15 protein-coding genes are annotated in these 16,383 nt (G+C 68.9%); 9 read left to right on the forward strand and 6 right to left on the reverse strand.

Annotation, left to right across the window (positions count from 1 at the left end; genetic code table 11):
* The first annotated feature begins 376 nt into the window (after positions 1–376).
* Together C3489_RS03655 and C3489_RS03660 are read left to right on the forward strand one after the other, a co-directional pair.
* Entirely contained in the window at positions 377–3,079 is a 2,703-nt protein-coding gene (locus C3489_RS03655) for a transglycosylase domain-containing protein (protein WP_103779765.1), read from the forward strand.
* A gap of 130 nt (positions 3,080–3,209) precedes the next feature.
* Positions 3,210–4,712, forward strand: coding sequence for a glycosyltransferase family 87 protein (locus tag C3489_RS03660; protein ID WP_181139473.1), 1,503 nt, complete (start codon positions 3,210–3,212; stop codon positions 4,710–4,712).
* Positions 4,713–4,802: 90 nt separating this feature from the next.
* Here C3489_RS03660 and C3489_RS03665 read toward each other — a convergent pair whose 3' ends face one another.
* The 3 genes from C3489_RS03665 to C3489_RS03675 form a co-directional block, all read right to left on the reverse strand.
* Positions 4,803–5,834, reverse strand: coding sequence for an alanine racemase (locus C3489_RS03665; protein ID WP_103779769.1), 1,032 nt, complete (start codon positions 5,832–5,834; stop codon positions 4,803–4,805).
* Between the two features lie 53 nt (positions 5,835–5,887).
* Positions 5,888–7,009, reverse strand: a complete 1,122-nt coding sequence (gene femX / locus C3489_RS03670; RefSeq protein ID WP_103779771.1) for a peptidoglycan bridge formation glycyltransferase FemX — start codon at positions 7,007–7,009, stop codon at positions 5,888–5,890.
* Positions 7,010–7,167: 158 nt separating this feature from the next.
* A complete protein-coding gene (locus C3489_RS03675) occupies positions 7,168–7,482 on the reverse strand; it encodes a hypothetical protein (RefSeq protein WP_103779773.1) in 315 nt (104 codons plus the stop codon).
* A 300-nt stretch (positions 7,483–7,782) separates the two neighbouring features.
* On the opposite strand from C3489_RS03675, the gene rpsF reads away from it, so the two are divergent.
* The 4 genes from rpsF (at position 7,783) to rplI (ending at position 9,513) form a co-directional block, all read left to right on the forward strand.
* Positions 7,783–8,073 (forward strand): 30S ribosomal protein S6, encoded by a 291-nt coding sequence (rpsF, locus tag C3489_RS03680; protein WP_009189556.1) that lies wholly within the window; start codon positions 7,783–7,785, stop codon positions 8,071–8,073.
* Positions 8,074–8,153: 80 nt separating this feature from the next.
* A complete protein-coding gene (locus C3489_RS03685) occupies positions 8,154–8,729 on the forward strand; it encodes a single-stranded DNA-binding protein (protein WP_103779775.1) in 576 nt (191 codons plus the stop codon).
* An 82-nt stretch (positions 8,730–8,811) separates the two neighbouring features.
* A complete protein-coding gene (gene rpsR / locus C3489_RS03690) occupies positions 8,812–9,048 on the forward strand; it encodes a 30S ribosomal protein S18 (RefSeq protein ID WP_003949403.1) in 237 nt (78 codons plus the stop codon).
* An 18-nt stretch (positions 9,049–9,066) separates the two neighbouring features.
* Positions 9,067–9,513: a 50S ribosomal protein L9 gene (gene rplI, locus C3489_RS03695; protein ID WP_103779777.1), complete on the forward strand. Its 447-nt coding sequence runs from the start codon at positions 9,067–9,069 to the stop codon at positions 9,511–9,513.
* A gap of 168 nt (positions 9,514–9,681) precedes the next feature.
* Here the strand turns inward: rplI and C3489_RS03700 are convergent, their stop codons facing one another.
* Positions 9,682–11,019 (reverse strand): MATE family efflux transporter, encoded by a 1,338-nt coding sequence (locus tag C3489_RS03700; RefSeq protein WP_103779779.1) that lies wholly within the window; start codon positions 11,017–11,019, stop codon positions 9,682–9,684.
* Between the two features lie 460 nt (positions 11,020–11,479).
* On the opposite strand from C3489_RS03700, the gene dnaB reads away from it, so the two are divergent.
* A complete protein-coding gene (gene dnaB / locus C3489_RS03705; protein ID WP_103779781.1) occupies positions 11,480–12,967 on the forward strand; it encodes a replicative DNA helicase in 1,488 nt (495 codons plus the stop codon).
* A gap of 73 nt (positions 12,968–13,040) precedes the next feature.
* Positions 13,041–14,426 (forward strand): serine hydrolase, encoded by a 1,386-nt coding sequence (locus tag C3489_RS03710; RefSeq protein WP_103779783.1) that lies wholly within the window; start codon positions 13,041–13,043, stop codon positions 14,424–14,426.
* A gap of 123 nt (positions 14,427–14,549) precedes the next feature.
* On the opposite strand, the gene C3489_RS03715 is transcribed toward C3489_RS03710, so the two are convergent.
* Both C3489_RS03715 and C3489_RS03720 read right to left on the reverse strand, forming a co-directional pair.
* Positions 14,550–15,002, reverse strand: a complete 453-nt coding sequence (locus C3489_RS03715) for a GNAT family N-acetyltransferase (protein ID WP_103779785.1) — start codon at positions 15,000–15,002, stop codon at positions 14,550–14,552.
* Positions 15,003–15,011: 9 nt separating this feature from the next.
* Complete coding sequence (locus C3489_RS03720; RefSeq protein WP_103779787.1) at positions 15,012–15,476, reverse strand: MarR family winged helix-turn-helix transcriptional regulator; 465 nt, start codon at positions 15,474–15,476, stop codon at positions 15,012–15,014.
* Positions 15,477–15,621: 145 nt separating this feature from the next.
* Between C3489_RS03720 and C3489_RS03725 the strand changes: the two genes are divergently transcribed.
* Positions 15,622–16,383: MFS transporter (locus tag C3489_RS03725; protein WP_146075269.1), on the forward strand; the 762-nt coding region annotated here is incomplete at its 3' end.

Genomic DNA, 16,383 nt, shown 5'->3' on the forward strand with positions numbered 1-16,383 from the left:
CCTTCCTGCCGCGACCCGCGGGGCGGGTGCCGTGACGGTCTTTATGTCGAGCTGATGTATCGACTCGATACATCACGACGATAGAACGGTCATCCGGGTGCGACAAGGGGAACGACGGTGAACGGGATCACATCACTGATTCGTCACATGCAAGTTGCCTGATTTGGGGTGAACTTCAGGACTCGATGTGTTTTGACGGTGCGTAGTCTGTGCGCCATGCAGACCACCGGGAACCGAGTGACGCCTGAGGGCGTCGTCGTCCTCGGTGCAGTACGGGTGAATGCCAAACCGACCACATCCGTACTTCGGGGGGACCGGAAACCAGCCGCCGTTTCCAGGCGCGCACGGGTGCGCCTGCCCTAGGAGTAATCGTTCGATGAGCGAGCACCGTCGCAAACCGCCACAGCCGCAGGGAGGCGGACGTGCCGCGGGACGACGCGGTACGTCCGGTTCGTCCTCCGGCCGCCGGGCGGCACCGCGAGGCGCCACCGGGTCTCCGTCCGACTCGTACGGGTCGGATTCCTACGGGACGGAAGGTGAGGAGCGGACCTACGGCGGCCGCGCCGAGGCCCGCAGAGCGGCGCAGAGAGGCGGCGGCCGCCGCCGAGCGGCCGACCCGGGCCGCGGGGGACGTCGTGCAGCGCCCGCCGGTCCCGGGCGGGGCCGGGGGCGTGCGGCCGACCCCGGCAGGAAGCGATTCATCGACTACCCGCGCGCGGGGAAGTACGGCTGGCGCCGCTGGGTGCCGTCCTGGAAGCTCGTGTCCGGTCTGTGCATCGGCTTCTTCGGCAGCCTGGTGGCCGTGGCCGGCATCGGATACGCGATGGTCGGCGTCCCGAACGTGGCCGACACCGCGAGGGCGCAGAACAACGTCTACTACTGGGCCGACAAGAGCCAGATGGTCGCCACGGGCGGTGAGACCAACCGCCAGATCATCAACCTGGAGCAGATCCCCAAGGCGATGCAGAACGCCGTGATCTCCCAGGAGAACAAGACCTTCTACACCGACAGCGGCATCGACCCCAAGGGCATCGCCCGAGCCGTGCTGAACATGGCCAAGGGTGGCGAGACGCAGGGTGGTTCCACCATCACCCAGCAGTACGTCAAGAACGCGATGCTGAACGACCAGTCCCAGACGCTCACCCGTAAGTTCAAGGAGATCTTCGTCTCGATCAAGGTGGGGGCCACCGTCGACAAGGACGAGATCATGGCCGGCTACCTGAACTCCGCGTACTACGGGCGCAACGCCTACGGCATCCAGGCGGCCGCGCGTGCCTACTTCAACAAGGACGCAGTGGACCTGAACCCGGGCGAGTGCGCGTTCCTGGCCGCGATGCTCAAGGGCGCCACCTACTACGACCCGGCCGGAGCGACCTCGATCGACCCGGCGGCCACGCCGGAAGCCAACGCGCGGCGTGCCAAGAACCAGATGCAGGACACGCTGAACAAGATGGTCGAGTACGGCCACCTCAGCGCCGCGGAACGCGCAAAGTACCCGACCCTCCCCAAGGTCCAGAACCCGCGCTCCAACACCCGGCTCAGCGGTCAGATCGGCTACCTCGTCGACCTGGCGAACAGCTACCTGGTCACGCACAGCAAGGAAACCGGGATCACCCAGCAGAAGCTGCGTGAGGGCGGCCTGTCGATCTACACGACCTTCGACAAGAAGAAGGTCCAGGAACTCCAGGCTTCCGTCACAAAGGTGCAAAAGGCCAACATCAAGCCGAAACTGCGCCCCAAGTACGACACCCACGTCCAGTTCGGCGGGGCGTCCGTGGACCCGTCCAGCGGAGCCATCAAGGCCATCTACGGTGGTGAGGACGCGACCAAGCACTTCACGAACAACGCCGACGCCACCGGTGCGCAGGTCGGATCGACCTTCAAGCCGTTCGTGCTCGCGGCCGCGATGAAGTGGGGCGTGCGCGATCCCAAGCTCGGTCCGGACCAGGCGCAGGACGAGCGGACCATCGTCTCGCCCAAGAGCCTGTACAGCGGCAAGAACAAGCTGAAGATCAAGGACTACCAGGGCAACGTCTGGACCAACGAGAAGGGCCAGGAGTGGCTGCAGACGAACGACGGCCAGAAGTCGTACGGTGACCCGCCCAAGTACCTGATCGATCTGCGTGAGGCCATGCGCGAGTCGGTGAACTCCCCCTTCGTGCAGCTCGGCATGGACGTCGGCCTGGACAAGGTGAAGGAGGCCGCCGTCGACGCGGGCCTGCTGGAGAGCAGCCTGGCCGGCACCAGCTACCCGTCCTTCTCCATCGGTATCTCCGACCCCAGTGCGATCCGCATGGCCGGGGCCTACGCCACCTTCGCGGCGAGCGGCCAGCAGCGCGACCCGTACTCGGTCGAGAAGGTCGTCAACAAGGACGGTCTGGCCTACAAGCACGAGACCAAGACCAAGCAGGCCTTCACCGCGACGGTCGCCGACAACGTCACCGACGTGCTGAAGACCGTGGTCGAGAAGGGCACGGGCACCAACGCCCAGCTCGAAGGCCGTGAGGTGGCCGGTAAGACGGGTACCACCGACGGCAACCGGTCGGCGTGGTTCGTGGGCTACACCCCGCAGCTGTCCACGGCGATCACCATGTTCCGGTACGACGACGACGCGTCGAACAAGAACCGCGAGTTCTTGAAGATGTTCGGCACCGGTGGCCAGAGCAAGATCCACGGTGCTTCGTTCCCGGCGCAGATCTGGCACGACTACATGGAAGAGGCCCTGAAGGGGCAGCCGGCCAAGCCGTTCCCGACCCCCGAGCCCATCGGTGAGATCGTCAACGAGCAGCCCTCGCCGACGCCCACTCCTTCCGCGACGGAGACGGAGGAGACGAGCCCGTCGCCGACGCCGTCGCCCAGCCAGTCCCAGATCAGCCCGTCGCCGACGTCCAAGAACACCTGCAAGCCGTGGGACTGGAACTGTGACCCGAACGGAGGCGGCACGACCAGCGGTGGCACCGACACCGGCGGCACCGACGGTGGTGTGAGTCCCTCGCCTTCCGTCACGGACACGGGTGGTGGAGGACCCAAGGGCAACCAGAACGGCGGCGGAGGACTCTTCGGAGGCCCGGCCGGATAGCCGCCGATTCACCCGACACGGTGTTTCACGTGAAACATGCGGACGTTTCACGTGAAACACGGGCCGCCGCACCGGGCCAGGTGCGGCGGCCCTCGGCGTTTTCCCAGCCTTGTACGGCAGGATGTGCCTCATGCCCAGTGCAGAATCGACGCCGACGAGCGTGCACGAGCCGGACCCGGTGCGCCCGACCCGCGATGACAAGATCGCCGCGGCCGGCAGTGAGCTGATCGGCGGCCCGCTCGGACGGCGGGCCCTGACCGGGGCCTCCTGGTGGACGCCCGTCCGGATCGTCGCCCTCGTGGCGATCGGCATGTTCGCCCTCGGGCTGGTGCAGAAGGCGCCCTGCTACGACGGCGCCTGGTTCTTCGGTGCCAGCTCGCAGTACACGCACGCCTGCTACTCCGACATCCCGCACCTGTACCAGGGGCGCGGCTTCGCCGACGGGCTCGTGCCCTACTTCGACAAGCTGCCCGGGGACATGGACTACCTTGAGTACCCGGTGCTGACCGGCGTGTTCATGGAGGTGGCCGCCTGGATGACGCCCGGCAGCGGCAGCATCCAGCACCAGGAGCAGTGGTACTGGATGGTCAACGCCGGGATGCTGATGGTCTGCGCGGCCGTCATCGCCGTCTGCGTCGCCCGTACGCACGCCCGCCGGCCCTGGGACGGCCTGCTCGTCGCCCTGGCCCCCGCGTATGTGCTGACGGCCACCATCAACTGGGACCTGCTCGCCGTCGCCCTGACGGCCGCCGCGATGCTGATGTGGTCCCGGGGCCGGTCCCTGGCCTTCGGTGTCCTGCTCGGGCTCGCCACGGCCGCCAAGCTCTACCCGGTCTTCCTGCTCGGCCCGCTGCTGGTGCTGTGCTGGCGTGCGGGCAAGTGGCGGGACTTCGGCCATGCCCTGGCCGGCGCGGCCGTCTCCTGGGTCGTGGTGAACCTGCCGGTGATGCTCTTCGCGTTCGAGGGCTGGTCGAAGTTCTACCGGTTCAGCCAGGAGCGGGGTGTCGACTTCGGGTCGTTCTGGCTGATCATGGCGCAGAACTCCAGCCATCCGCTGAGCACCGAGACCGTGAACACGTTCGCCACGGTGCTGATGCTGCTGTGCTGCGTGGGCATCGCCGCGCTCACCTTCACCGCCCCGCGCCGCCCCCGGTTCGCCCAGCTGGCGTTCCTGATCGTCGCGGCGTTCATCGTGACCAACAAGGTGTACTCACCGCAGTACGTCCTGTGGCTGGTGCCGCTGGCGGCGCTGGCCCGGCCCAAGTGGCGTGACTTCCTGATCTGGCAGGCGTGCGAGGTGGCGTACTTCCTCGGCATCTGGATGTATCTCGCGTACACCACCAGCGGAGACGCCCACAAGGGCCTGCCGACCGACGGCTACCACTGGGCGATCGGTGTGCACCTGCTGGGGACGGTCTACCTGTGCGCCGTCGTGGTGCGCGACATCCTCATGCCGGAGCGGGACGTGGTGCGTCTGGCCGGTGACGACGACCCGTCCGGCGGGGTCCTCGACGGGGCGGAGGACGTCTTCGTCCTCGGACCCGCCGCCCGCCCCGCGCGGCACGCGGCCCACTTCGACACCCCGCCGGTGGAGTGGGGCAACGGCCGTGACCCGGCCGGGGGTTCGCTCTGAGCGAACGGCGCGGGCCGGTGCAGTAGAACGACGAAGGCCGTACACGGGAGGGTCCGTGTACGGCCTTCTGCTGTCGTGGTGGGGTGGGGCTCAGCGGTCCACGATCCGGTCGAACTGCGTGGTGGTGTGGCGCAGATGGGCCACCAGCTCGTCACCGACCTGGGGCTCGGGCGCGTCGGCCGGCACGAACAGGATGGACACCTGCATGTGCGGCGGCTCGGCGAACCAGCGCTGCTTCCCGCCCCAGACGAACGGAGAAAGGTTCCGGTTCACGGTGGCGAGGCCGGCGCGCGCGACGCCCTTGGCGCGCGGCATGACGCCGTGCATCGCCTTCGGGGCCTCCAGGCCCACCCCGTGCGAGGTGCCGCCCGCCACGACGACGAGGAAGCCGTCGGAGGCCGCCTTCTGCTGCCGGTAGCCGAACCGGTCGCCCTTGGCCACCCGCGTGACGTCCAGGACCGCGCCGCGGTACTCGGTGGCCTCGTGGTCGCCCAGCCACAGCCGGGTGCCGATGCGGGCGCGGAACCGGGTCTGCGGGAACTGCTGCTGCAGCCGCTGCAGTTCGTCGGCCTTGAGGTGGCTGACGAACATCGTGTGCAGGGGCAGCCGCGCCGCACGCAGCCGGTCCATCCAGCCGATGACCTCCTCGACGGCGTCCGAGCCGTCGGTGCGGTCCAGCGGCAGATGGATGGCGAAGCCCTCCAGGCGGACGTTCTCTATGGCGGCGTGCAGCTGCGGCAGATCCTGCTCGCTGATGCCGTGCCGCTTCATGGAGGACATCACCTCGATGACCACCCGGGCGCCGACCAGGCCGTACACGCCGTCGACGGACGACACCGAGCGCACCACCCGGTCGGGCAGCGGCACCGGCTCCTCGCCGCGCCGGTACGGGGTCAGCACCAGCAGGTCGCCGCCGAAGAAGTCCTTGATCCGGGCGGCCTCGTACGTCGTGCCGACGGCGAGCAGGTCCGCACCCAGCCGCGTGGCCTCCTCGGCCAGCCGCTCGTGACCAAAGCCGTAGCCGTTGCCCTTGCAGACCGGCACCAGGCCCGGGAACTGCTCCTGCACGTGCTTGTGGTGCGCCCGCCAGCGCGCGGTGTCGACGTAGAGCGTGAGCGCCATGGCCGGACCTGGAACCTTTCTGTTGCAGACGGTCGAAGAGAGGGGAGTGTGGCTCAGCGGCGCGACATGTAGATGTCGAGCGCCTTGTGGAGCAGCTTGTTCAGCGGGAAGTCCCACTCACCGAGGTACTCGGCGGCCTGGCCGCCCGTGCCGACCTTGAACTGGATCAGGCCGAAGAGGTGGTCGGTCTCGTCCAGCGAGTCGGAGATGCCGCGCAGGTCGTAGACGGTCGCGCCGAGCGCGTAGGCGTCGCGCAGCATCCGCCACTGCATCGCGTTCGAGGGGCGCACCTCGCGGCCGATGTTGTCGGAGGCGCCGTAGGAGTACCAGACGTGCCCGCCGACGATCAGCATCGTGGCCGCCGCCAGGTTCACGCCGTTGTGGCGGGCGAAGTACAGCCGCATGCGGTTGGGGTCCTCGCTGTTGAGGGCCGACCACATGCGCTGGAAGTACGACAGCGGGCGCGGCCGGAAGTGGTCGCGCACGGCCGTGATCTCGTACAGCCGCTGCCACTCCTCCAGGTCGTGGTAGCCGCCCTGGACGACCTCGACGCCGGCCTTCTCCGCCTTCTTGATGTTGCGGCGCCACAGCTGGTTGAAGTTCTTGTGGACCTCTTCCAGGGAGCGGTTCGCCAGCGGCACCTGGAAGACGTAGCGGGGCTGCACGTCGCCGAAGCCGGCGCCGCCGTCCTCACCCTGCTGCCAGCCCATGCGGCGCAGCTTGTCGGCCACCTCGAAGGCGCGCGGCTCGATGAAGTCGGCCTCCAGGTCGCGCAGGCGCTTCACGTCCTGGTCCTGGATGCCCTTCTTGATGGTGTCGGCGTCCCAGCGCCGGATGACCACCGGCGGGCCCATCTTCACCGAGAAGGCGCCCTGCTGCTTCAGGTGCGCGAGCATCGGCTCGATCCAGTCCTGAAGATTCGGCGCGAACCAGTTGATGACCGGGCCCTCGGGCAGGTAGGCGAGGTAGCGCTTGATCTTGGGCAGCTGCCGGTACAGGACCAGGCCCGCGCCCACCAGCTCGCCGGTACGGTCGTCGAACCAGCCGAGGCTCTCCGAGCGCCACTCCGCCTTCACGTCCGCCCAGGCCGGGACCTGCATGTGACTCGCCGCCGGCAGACTCTGGATGTAGGCCAGATGCTGCTCGCGACTGATGGTCCTCAGGGTCAGGCTCATTCGGGGCGCTCCTCGGGCTGGTGTGTCCCCATGGGTCAGGGGCTCCGGCTCTGGTGCCGAAGCCTACTGCGCCCCGGGGGCGCCCCTGCTGGGCGCACGGGACATCTCGCCCGGCCGCCGCGCGGCCGGGTGAGTGTGGTGGTGGTGTGGGGGTGGTCTCAGAAGATCCCGCCGAAGAGACCGCCGTTCGCCATGCCGAGCAGGAATCCGACGCCGGACGCGCCCATGCCCACGACCATGCCGAAGCGCTCGCGGGTCGTCACCGAGATCCACTGGCCGTAGGCACCGGTGAGGATGCCCACCAGACCGGCCCAGGAGCTGAGCAGGTGCAGGTCGTCGGAGACCAGGGCGGTGATGAAGGACAGCAAGCCGAGCACCAGGGTCACCGCGAGCAGCGTGTCCTGGAGGGGATGGGGCTTTCCGTCCGTGGCCAGAAGGCCGGAGGCGGTCTTGGGTCGCAATGCCTGTGCCATAGGGCACCTCCTGCGGAAGGCGGCGCATCGTAGCGCCATACACACCCGATGTGTACAGATTGACGGCCCTCGCGGCCGGATTTCAACCGGAAGCCGGTGTGCAGGTAGTCTGTACCGTCTGCACCGGTGTCTGCCCAGGTCGCGTCGAGACAGTCCCCGAGACGGTCGTCGAGACGGCCCGGGTCGATTCCGCCGGCTGACCGACGATTGTCAGTGGCGGCCGATACCGTTGCGTACGCATCACAACCCTCCTGCCACGGAACGACCGTGGCCGCTGAGTCCAAAGGAGGTGGGTTCCACATGCGTCACTACGAGGTGATGGTCATCCTCGACCCCGATCTTGAGGAGCGCTCTGTCTCCCCGCTGATCGAGAACTTCCTTTCTGTCGTCCGTGACGGTGGCGGAAAGGTCGAGAAGGTCGACACCTGGGGCCGTCGTCGTCTCGCGTACGAGATCAAGAAGAAGCCCGAGGGCATCTACTCGGTCATCGACCTGCAGGCCGAGCCTGCGGTCGTCAAGGAGCTCGACCGGCAGATGAACCTGAACGAGTCGGTCCTCCGGACCAAGGTCCTCCGCCCCGAGACCCACTGAGCCTTCGCTCAGCTGATCTCGGGACTTCCGAGTAGCACCACCAGCAGCCAGCAGCAGCAAACCCGCCGAGAGGTTCCCCCATGGCAGGCGAGACCGTCATCACGGTCATCGGCAATCTTGTCGACGACCCCGAGCTGCGCTTCACCCCCTCCGGTGCGGCGGTCGCGAAGTTCCGTGTCGCGTCCACTCCCCGCACCTTCGACCGCCAGACCAACGAGTGGAAGGACGGCGAGAGCCTCTTCCTGACCTGCTCGGTCTGGCGACAGGCGGCTGAGAACGTCGCCGAGTCGCTCCAGCGAGGCATGCGCGTCATCGTGCAGGGCCGGCTGAAGCAGCGGTCCTACGAGGACCGCGAGGGTGTCAAGCGCACGGTCTTCGAGCTGGACGTCGACGAGGTCGGCCCCAGCCTGCGCAACGCCACGGCCAAGGTCACCAAGACCGCCGGCCGCGGTGGCCAGGGCGGTTACGGCGGCGGTGGCGGCCAGCAGGGTGGCGGCGGCTGGGGCGGCGGCCCCGGTGGCGGCCAGCAGGGTGGCGGCGCTCCCGCCGACGACCCGTGGGCGACCGGCGCTCCCGCCGGTGGCAACCAGGGTGGCGGCGGCTGGGGCGGCGGCTCCGGCGGCGGTGGCGGTTACTCGGACGAGCCCCCCTTCTAGGCCTTCGGATCCGGTCCTTCGGGGCCGGTCCCGGTCGAGGGCGGGTCGTACCCAAACTTCTTGATCACACAGGAGAAACACCATGGCGAAGCCGCCTGTGCGCAAGCCGAAGAAGAAGGTCTGCGCTTTCTGCAAGGACAAGGTCACGTACGTGGACTACAAGGACACGAACATGCTGCGGAAGTTCATTTCCGACCGCGGCAAGATCCGTGCCCGCCGCGTGACCGGCAACTGCACGCAGCACCAGCGTGACGTCGCCACGGCCGTCAAGAACAGCCGTGAGATGGCGCTGCTGCCCTACACGTCCACCGCGCGCTAAGGGAAGGGTGACCGACTCATGAAGATCATCCTCACCCACGAGGTCTCCGGCCTCGGTGCCGCCGGCGACGTTGTCGACGTCAAGGACGGTTACGCTCGCAACTACCTGATCCCGCGGAAGTTCGCTATCCGCTGGACCAAGGGTGGCGAGAAGGACGTCGAGCAGATCCGTCGTGCTCGCAAGATCCACGAGATCCAGACCATCGAGCAGGCCAACCAGATCAAGGCCCAGCTTGAGGGCGTGAAGGTCCGCCTGGCCGTCCGCTCCGGCGACGCCGGCCGTCTCTTCGGTTCCGTCACCCCGGCCGACATCGCTTCCGCGATCAAGGCTTCCGGTGGCCCCGAGGTCGACAAGCGCCGCATCGAGCTGTCGGCTCCGATCAAGACGCTGGGCGCCCACGAGACGTCCGTGCGTCTGCACCCCGAGGTTGCCGCCAAGGTCAACGTCGAGGTCGTCGCGGCCTGACGCTGCGCTCGGTCCGAGCAGATGTGAGAGGGGCCGTCCCGCAAGGGGCGGCCCCTCTTCGCGTGCGGCGCGGGGCTTACGGCGCTTAGGGCACGATGTTTCACGTGAAACGTGGACGGTACGACCACGACCACGACCACGAACCCACCCCCGGCCCCGTCTCTCGGCTCAGCGAGTCGCGCCCGTCACCAGCCAGCGGCCCGAGCGGGCGCGCAGCCACAGGGTCAGCATCCGCACGGCCATCATCAGGGTCATCGCGGCCCACAGGGCGGTGAGTCCGCCGCCGAGCGTCGGTACGAGCAGCGCGACCGGGGCGAAGACCGCCAGGGTGAGCACCATGGCCCAGGCGAGATAGGGGCCGTCCCCGGCGCCCATCAGCACGCCGTCCAGGACGAAGACGATGCCGGAGATCGGCTGGGAGAGCGCCACGATCAGCAGTGCGGGCAGCGCCGCGTCCTTCACCGGGGAGTCACTGGTGAACAGCGGGAGGAAGAGCGGACGGGTGAGCACGACCAGGGCGCCGAGCACGACGCCGACCGCGATGCCCCACTCCACCATGCGCCGGCAGGCGGCGCGGGCCCCCTCGGTGTCCCCGCCGCCGAGATAGCGGCCGATGATGGCCTGCCCGGCGATGGCGATGGCGTCGAGGGCGAAGGCGAGCAGGCTCCACAGCGACAGGATGATCTGGTGGGCGGCGATCTCGGCGTCCCCGAGCCGGGCCGCCACGGCGGTGGCGATCATCAGGATCGCGCGCAGGGAGAGTGTGCGGACCAGCAGAGGGACACCTGCCTGGGCGGATGCGCGGATGCCCGCGGCATCGGGGCGCAGGGAGGCGCCGTGTCGGCGGGCTCCGCGGACCACCACCGCGAGGTAGACGGCGGCCATGCCGCACTGGGCGATCACGGTGCCCCACGCCGAGCCCGCGATGCCGAGGTCCGCGCCGTAGACGAGTCCGGCGTTCAGGGCGGCGTTGGCGACGAATCCGGCGACGGCGACGTAGAGCGGTGTCCTGGTGTCCTGCAGCCCGCGCAGGACACCGGTCGCGGCGAGCACGACCAGCATGGCGGGTATGCCGAGCGCGGAGATCCGCAGATAGGTGGTGGCGTGGGGTGCCGCGGTGGACGACGCCCCGAAGAGGTCGACGATCGCCGGGGCCAGGGGAAGGACGGCGGCGATGACTGCTGCCCCGAGCAGGACGGCCAGCCAGATCCCGTCCATGCCCTGACGGATGGCTGCCGGGAGATCACCGGCACCCACGCGGCGGGCGACGGCCGCCGTGGTGGCGTAGGCGAGGAAGACGAACACGCTCACGGCCGTGGTGAGGAGGGCCGAGGCGACGCCGAGACCGGCGAGCTGGGCGGTGCCGAGGTGGCCGACGATGGCGCTGTCGGCCATGACGAAGAGAGGCTCGGCGACGAGGGCGCCGAAGGCCGGAACGGCCAGTGCGACGATCTCTCGGTCGTGCCGGCGGCGGGTGACCCTGGGGGTCGCGGGAGCCTGTGTCATGTGCACTAATCTAGTCGTCCACAGGTAAGTGATGCAATGCAGCACTGACCCTTACTACGCGGTTCGGTGTGCGCTTTCTCGCGCACTGTTCGAAGTGATCTTGGGCCGACTGGGGAAGTTTTTCTTCTGCACAGCCCGTGGATGCCGAAACCGCAGGTCAAGGGCGTTGTGCCGAGCTCGGAGCGAGCTTGTTCACAGCGCTGTCCACCGTGTCGTGCACAGGTTTCGCGCAGTTCTCCACAGCATCGGGGCCGTCGTCCACATGGCCTGTGGATAACCAGATTGGCTGACGCCTCCGTGGGGCCTACCGTTGTCCGGCGCCCGCTCCGCCTGCCGGTGGCAGAAACGCCACAAAACCGGCACCTGACAAGCGGAGTTGGGCTTCTCGGTTTGTCAGTGCCGTGCCCTACAAAAGAGGGGCACGGCGAGGTCCGCTCGGCGGACGGGAGGAGGTGGCTCGGTGAGTATTTCCGAGCCCTTGGACGACCCGTGGGCCGACACCGGACCGAGTGATCGTCTGCCCGCCTCACGCCGGCGCGGTGACGGGGGCGCCGGCGGCCGGGGCCGCGAGGAGCAGCACGAGCGCGGCCGGGACAGCGGAAACTGGGACGGCGGTGGTTCGGCGTTCGAGCGGGTGCCGCCCCAGGACCTGGAGGCGGAGCAGTCGGTCCTCGGCGGCATGCTGCTGTCGAAGGACGCGATCGCGGACGTCGTCGAGATCCTCAAGGGTCACGACTTCTACAAGCCCGCCCATGAAACGATCTTCCAGGCGATCCTCGACGTCTACGCCCGGGGCGAGCCGGCCGACCCCATCACCATCGCCGCCGAACTCACCAAGCGGGGTGAGATCAACAAGGTCGGCGGCGCATCGTATCTGCACACCCTCGTCCAGACCGTGCCGACGGCGGCCAACGCCGAGTACTACGCGGAGATCGTGCACGAGCGCGCGGTCCTGCGCCGTCTGGTCGAGGCGGGCACGCGCATCACCCAGATGGGATACGCGGCCGACGACGACGTCGACGAGATCGTCAACCGCGCGCAGGCGGAGATCTACGCCGTCACCGAGCAGCGCACCAGCGAGGACTACCTGCCGCTCGGCGACATCATGGAGGGCGCCCTCGACGAGATCGAGGCGATCGGCTCGCGCAGCGGCGAGATGACCGGCGTGCCCACGGGCTTCACCGACTTCGACTCGCTCACCAACGGCCTGCACCCCGGCCAGATGATCGTCATCGCCGCCCGTCCCGCCATGGGTAAGTCCACCCTCGCGCTGGACTTCGCACGCGCCGCGGCGATCAAGCACAACCTGCCGAGCGTCATCTTCTCCCTCGAAATGGGCCGCAACGAGATCGCCATGCGTCTGCTGTCCGCGGAGGCCCGGGTCGCGCTGCACCACATGCGCTCCGGCACGATGACCGACGAGGACTGGACGCGCCTGGCCCGCCGGATGCCAGACGTCTCCGCGGCGCCGCTGTACATCGACGACTCCCCGAACCTGTCGATGATGGAGATCCGCGCCAAGTGCCGGCGTCTCAAGCAGCGCAACGACCTCAGACTGGTCGTCATCGACTACCTGCAGCTGATGCAGTCCGGCGGCTCCAAGCGCGCCGAGTCCCGTCAGCAGGAGGTGTCGGACATGTCGCGTAACCTCAAGCTGCTCGCCAAGGAGCTGGAGATCCCGGTCATCGCGCTCTCGCAGCTCAACCGTGGTCCCGAGCAGCGCACGGACAAGAAGCCGATGGTCTCGGACCTGCGTGAGTCCGGCTCCATCGAGCAGGACGCCGACATGGTCATCCTGCTGCACCGCGAGGACGCCTACGAGAAGGAGTCGCCGCGCGCGGGCGAGGCCGACCTGATCGTGGCCAAGCACCGTAACGGCCCGACGGCGACGATCACGGTCGCCTTCCAGGGCCATTACTCGCGTTTCGTGGACATGGCACAGACCTGATGCCTGCGCCGGGCCGTGCCGCGCCCGGCGAAATGCGCTCGACGTGGGCTGTCCCGGCGGGTGGACTGGGCCCATGACGACTTCTCAGGAAGAGTTGCTTCCCGCCACCCGGCGCGCGTTGCTGCACCGGATCGCCGTGGCCCAGGCGGACGGCCGGGCCCCCTCGCTCGTCGCGGCCGTCGTCCGCGGCGGGCGCACCGTCTGGCACGGCTCGCGCACCTCGGTCGAGGGCCATGGCCCCGACGAGAACGTGCAGTACAGGATCGGGTCGATCACCAAGACCTTCACGGCTGTTCTGGTCCTGCGGCTGCGGGACGAAGGGCTGCTCGACCTCGGTGATCCGCTGGAGAAGCATCTGCCCGGCACCGGCGCGGGGGAGGCGACGATCCGGGATCTGCTCGCGCACACCGGTGGGCTGGCGGCCGAGTCGCCGGCACCGTGGTGGGAGCGCACCCCGGGAACGCTGCGCCCCGAACTCGCCGACGTGCTGGGCGAACAGCCCTTCCGGCATCCGGTCGGACAGCGGTTCCACTACTCCAATCCCGGGTTCACGCTGCTCGGGGCGCTGGTGGAGGAACTGCGCGGCGAGGCGTGGGAGGACGTGCTGCGCCGGGAAGTGCTCGAACCCCTGGGCCTTCACCGCACTGATCTGCGTCCGAGCGCACCCCATGCCGGCGGCTGGGCGGTGCATCCCTGGGCGGACGTCATGCTGCCCGAACCCGTGGAGGATCTGGGCCGGATGGCCCCCGCGGGCCAACTGTGGTCCACCACCGGTGATCTGGCGCGCTTCGCCGCCTTCCTGATCCAGGGGGACGACCGGGTGCTCTCGGCGCAGTCTCTGCGCGAGATGCGAACGCCCGCGGCGCCCCCTGAGACGGCGAACGTGGCCGAGGGGTACGCGTACGGACTCGGGCTGGAGGTCCGGCGTCACGGGGGCCGACTGGTGGTCGGGCACTCCGGCTCTCTGCCCGGTTTCCTGGCCGGCCTGCAGTTCAGCCTGGAGGACGACGTGGCCGCCGTCGTGCTCGCCAACTGCACGTCCGGTCCGCTCGTCGCCACCGTGGCCGCGGACCTGGTGGGCATCGTCGCCGAAGCGGAGCCGCGCATCCCCGAGCCCTGGCGGCCGCTGCGGGAGGTCGACCCGGCGGTACTGGAGCTGGCCGGGCCCTGGTACTGGGGAACTCACGCTTTCGCGCTGCGTTTCACGGCCGACGGGCTGGCCTCGCTGGAGCCCCTCACGGGCAAGGGCCGGGGCGCGCGTTTCCGCTCCAACGGGGACGGCAGCTGGACCGGGCTGGAGGGCTACTACGCCGGAGAGGTCCTGCGGGCGGTGCGGCGGGCCGACGGCTCCGTCGACCACCTGGATCTCGGCTCGTTCGTGTTCACGCGGCAGCCGTACGACGAGAGCGCCGCTGTGCCGGGAGGCGTGGACCCGCAGGGCTGGCGGGGGATCGGCTGACACGTCGGCGCGCGGCGGCGTATCGGCCGACACGACGGCGTGCGACGCGGGGGCTGTTTCACGTGAAACATGCGTGGGACGGCCCCCGCGCCGCGCAGGCGGGGGACGGCCCCCGCCGCGTGTTCACAGCGTCAGCTTGAAGCCGAGATGCGAGGCCTCGAAGCCCAGCCGCTCGTAGAACCGGTGGGCGTCGGCACGGCTCTTGTCCGAGGTCAACTGCACCAACTGGCAGCCCAGGCGCCGCGATTCCTCCACCGCCCACTCGATGAGCTGCGTGCCCAGTCCGCTGCCGCGCTCGTCGGCGTGGATGCGCACGGCTTCGATGATCGACCGGGTGGCTCCTCGCCGGGACAGGCCGGGGATGATCGTCAGCTGGAGGGTGCCGACGATGCGGCCCTCCCGCACCGCGACGACCAGGCGCTGGTGCGGGTCGGAGGCGATGGTCTCGAAAGCGGTCAGGTACGGCGCGAGGTCGTCGGGGGACTCGCGCTGAGCGCCCAGCGGGTCGTCCGCGAGCATGCCGACAATGGCCGGGACGTCGTCAGCCACGGCGGTCCGTATCTCAAGATCTCCCATGGCCGCACCCTATGCGGGCAGCGGTGCCTTCAGGGTCTCCACGGCCCGCACCAGCGGAGCCAGCTCCGGGTTCTGCGCCGCCGCGTCGAGTGCCTCACGCAGCGCGGCGTCATTGGTCGGCCGGGCCTCCTGCAGCAGCTTCAGGCCGGCCTCGGTGACGTTGGTGTAGATGCCGCGGCGGTCGGTGGGGCACAGATAGCGCTCCAGCAGGCCGCGGTCCTCAAGCCGGGTGACCAGCCGCGTGGTGGCGCTCTGGCTGAGGACCACCGCGTCGGCGACCTGCTTCATCTGCAGATGTCCGCCGTCGCCGTCGTGCTGCCGGCTGAGCACGTCGAGCAGGGAGTACTCGCGCACGCTCAGCTCGTGCCGGGCCTGCAGGGCCCGCTCGATGTGCGCCTCGATCCTCCCGTGCAGCAAAGACAGGGCGCACCAGCCCTGAGAAAGGGCGGTGAGCGCGGGGTCCGTCGCTGTCATCGGCGTTTTCCTCCCGTCCCGGAGCGGCTGCTTACCAGGATAGGGCAGCCGTGCAATAGAGCGCGCTTGCAAGTATTCCGCGTCTGCAACTATTGTGGACGCACGCAAAGCGCTCCTGCAATCGTCTGGGAAGGTGTACCCCTCCATGCCTCTCGCGCTTCTGGCCCTCGCGATCGGGGCCTTCGGAATCGGAACGACCGAGTTCGTGATCATGGGCTTGCTGCCCGAGGTCGCGAGCGACTTCGGGGTCTCCATCCCCACGGCCGGTTTCCTCGTGACCGGATACGCGCTCGGCGTCGTGCTCGGCGCTCCGCTGATGACGGTCCTCGGCACCAAGGTCCCCCGCAAGCGGATGCTGATGCTGCTGATGGGCCTGTTCATCGCCGGCAACCTGCTGTCCGCCCTCGCCCCCGCCTTCGCGGTCATGCTGATCGGACGTGTGGTCGCCTCACTGGCCCACGGCGCCTTCTTCGGCATCGGTTCGGTCGTCGCGGCCGAGCTGGTCGCCCCCGACAAGAAGGCCGGAGCCATCGCGATGATGTTCACCGGCCTGACCGTCGCCAACGTCGTCGGCGTGCCGCTCGGCACCCTGGTCGGCCAGAGCGTCGGCTGGCGTGTCACCTTCGGCATCGTCGCCGCCCTCGGTGTGGTCGGACTGCTCGGCGTCGCCAAGCTCGTCCCCGAGATGCCCAAGCCGGAAGGCGTGCGCCTGCGCCACGAGCTGGCCGCGTTCAAGAACCTCCAGGTGCTGCTCGCGATGGCGATGACCGTCCTCGGCTTCGGTGGCGTCTTCGCGGCCATCACCTACATCGCGCCGATGATGACCCATGTCGCCGGGTTCGCCGACGGCTCGGTCACCTGGCTGCTGGTCCTGTTCGGACTCGGCATGGTCGCGGCAACCTCGTCG

Origin of the sequence: Streptomyces sp. Ru71 (assembly GCF_002920535.1) — a bacterium.
Classification (GTDB): domain Bacteria; phylum Actinomycetota; class Actinomycetes; order Streptomycetales; family Streptomycetaceae; genus Streptomyces.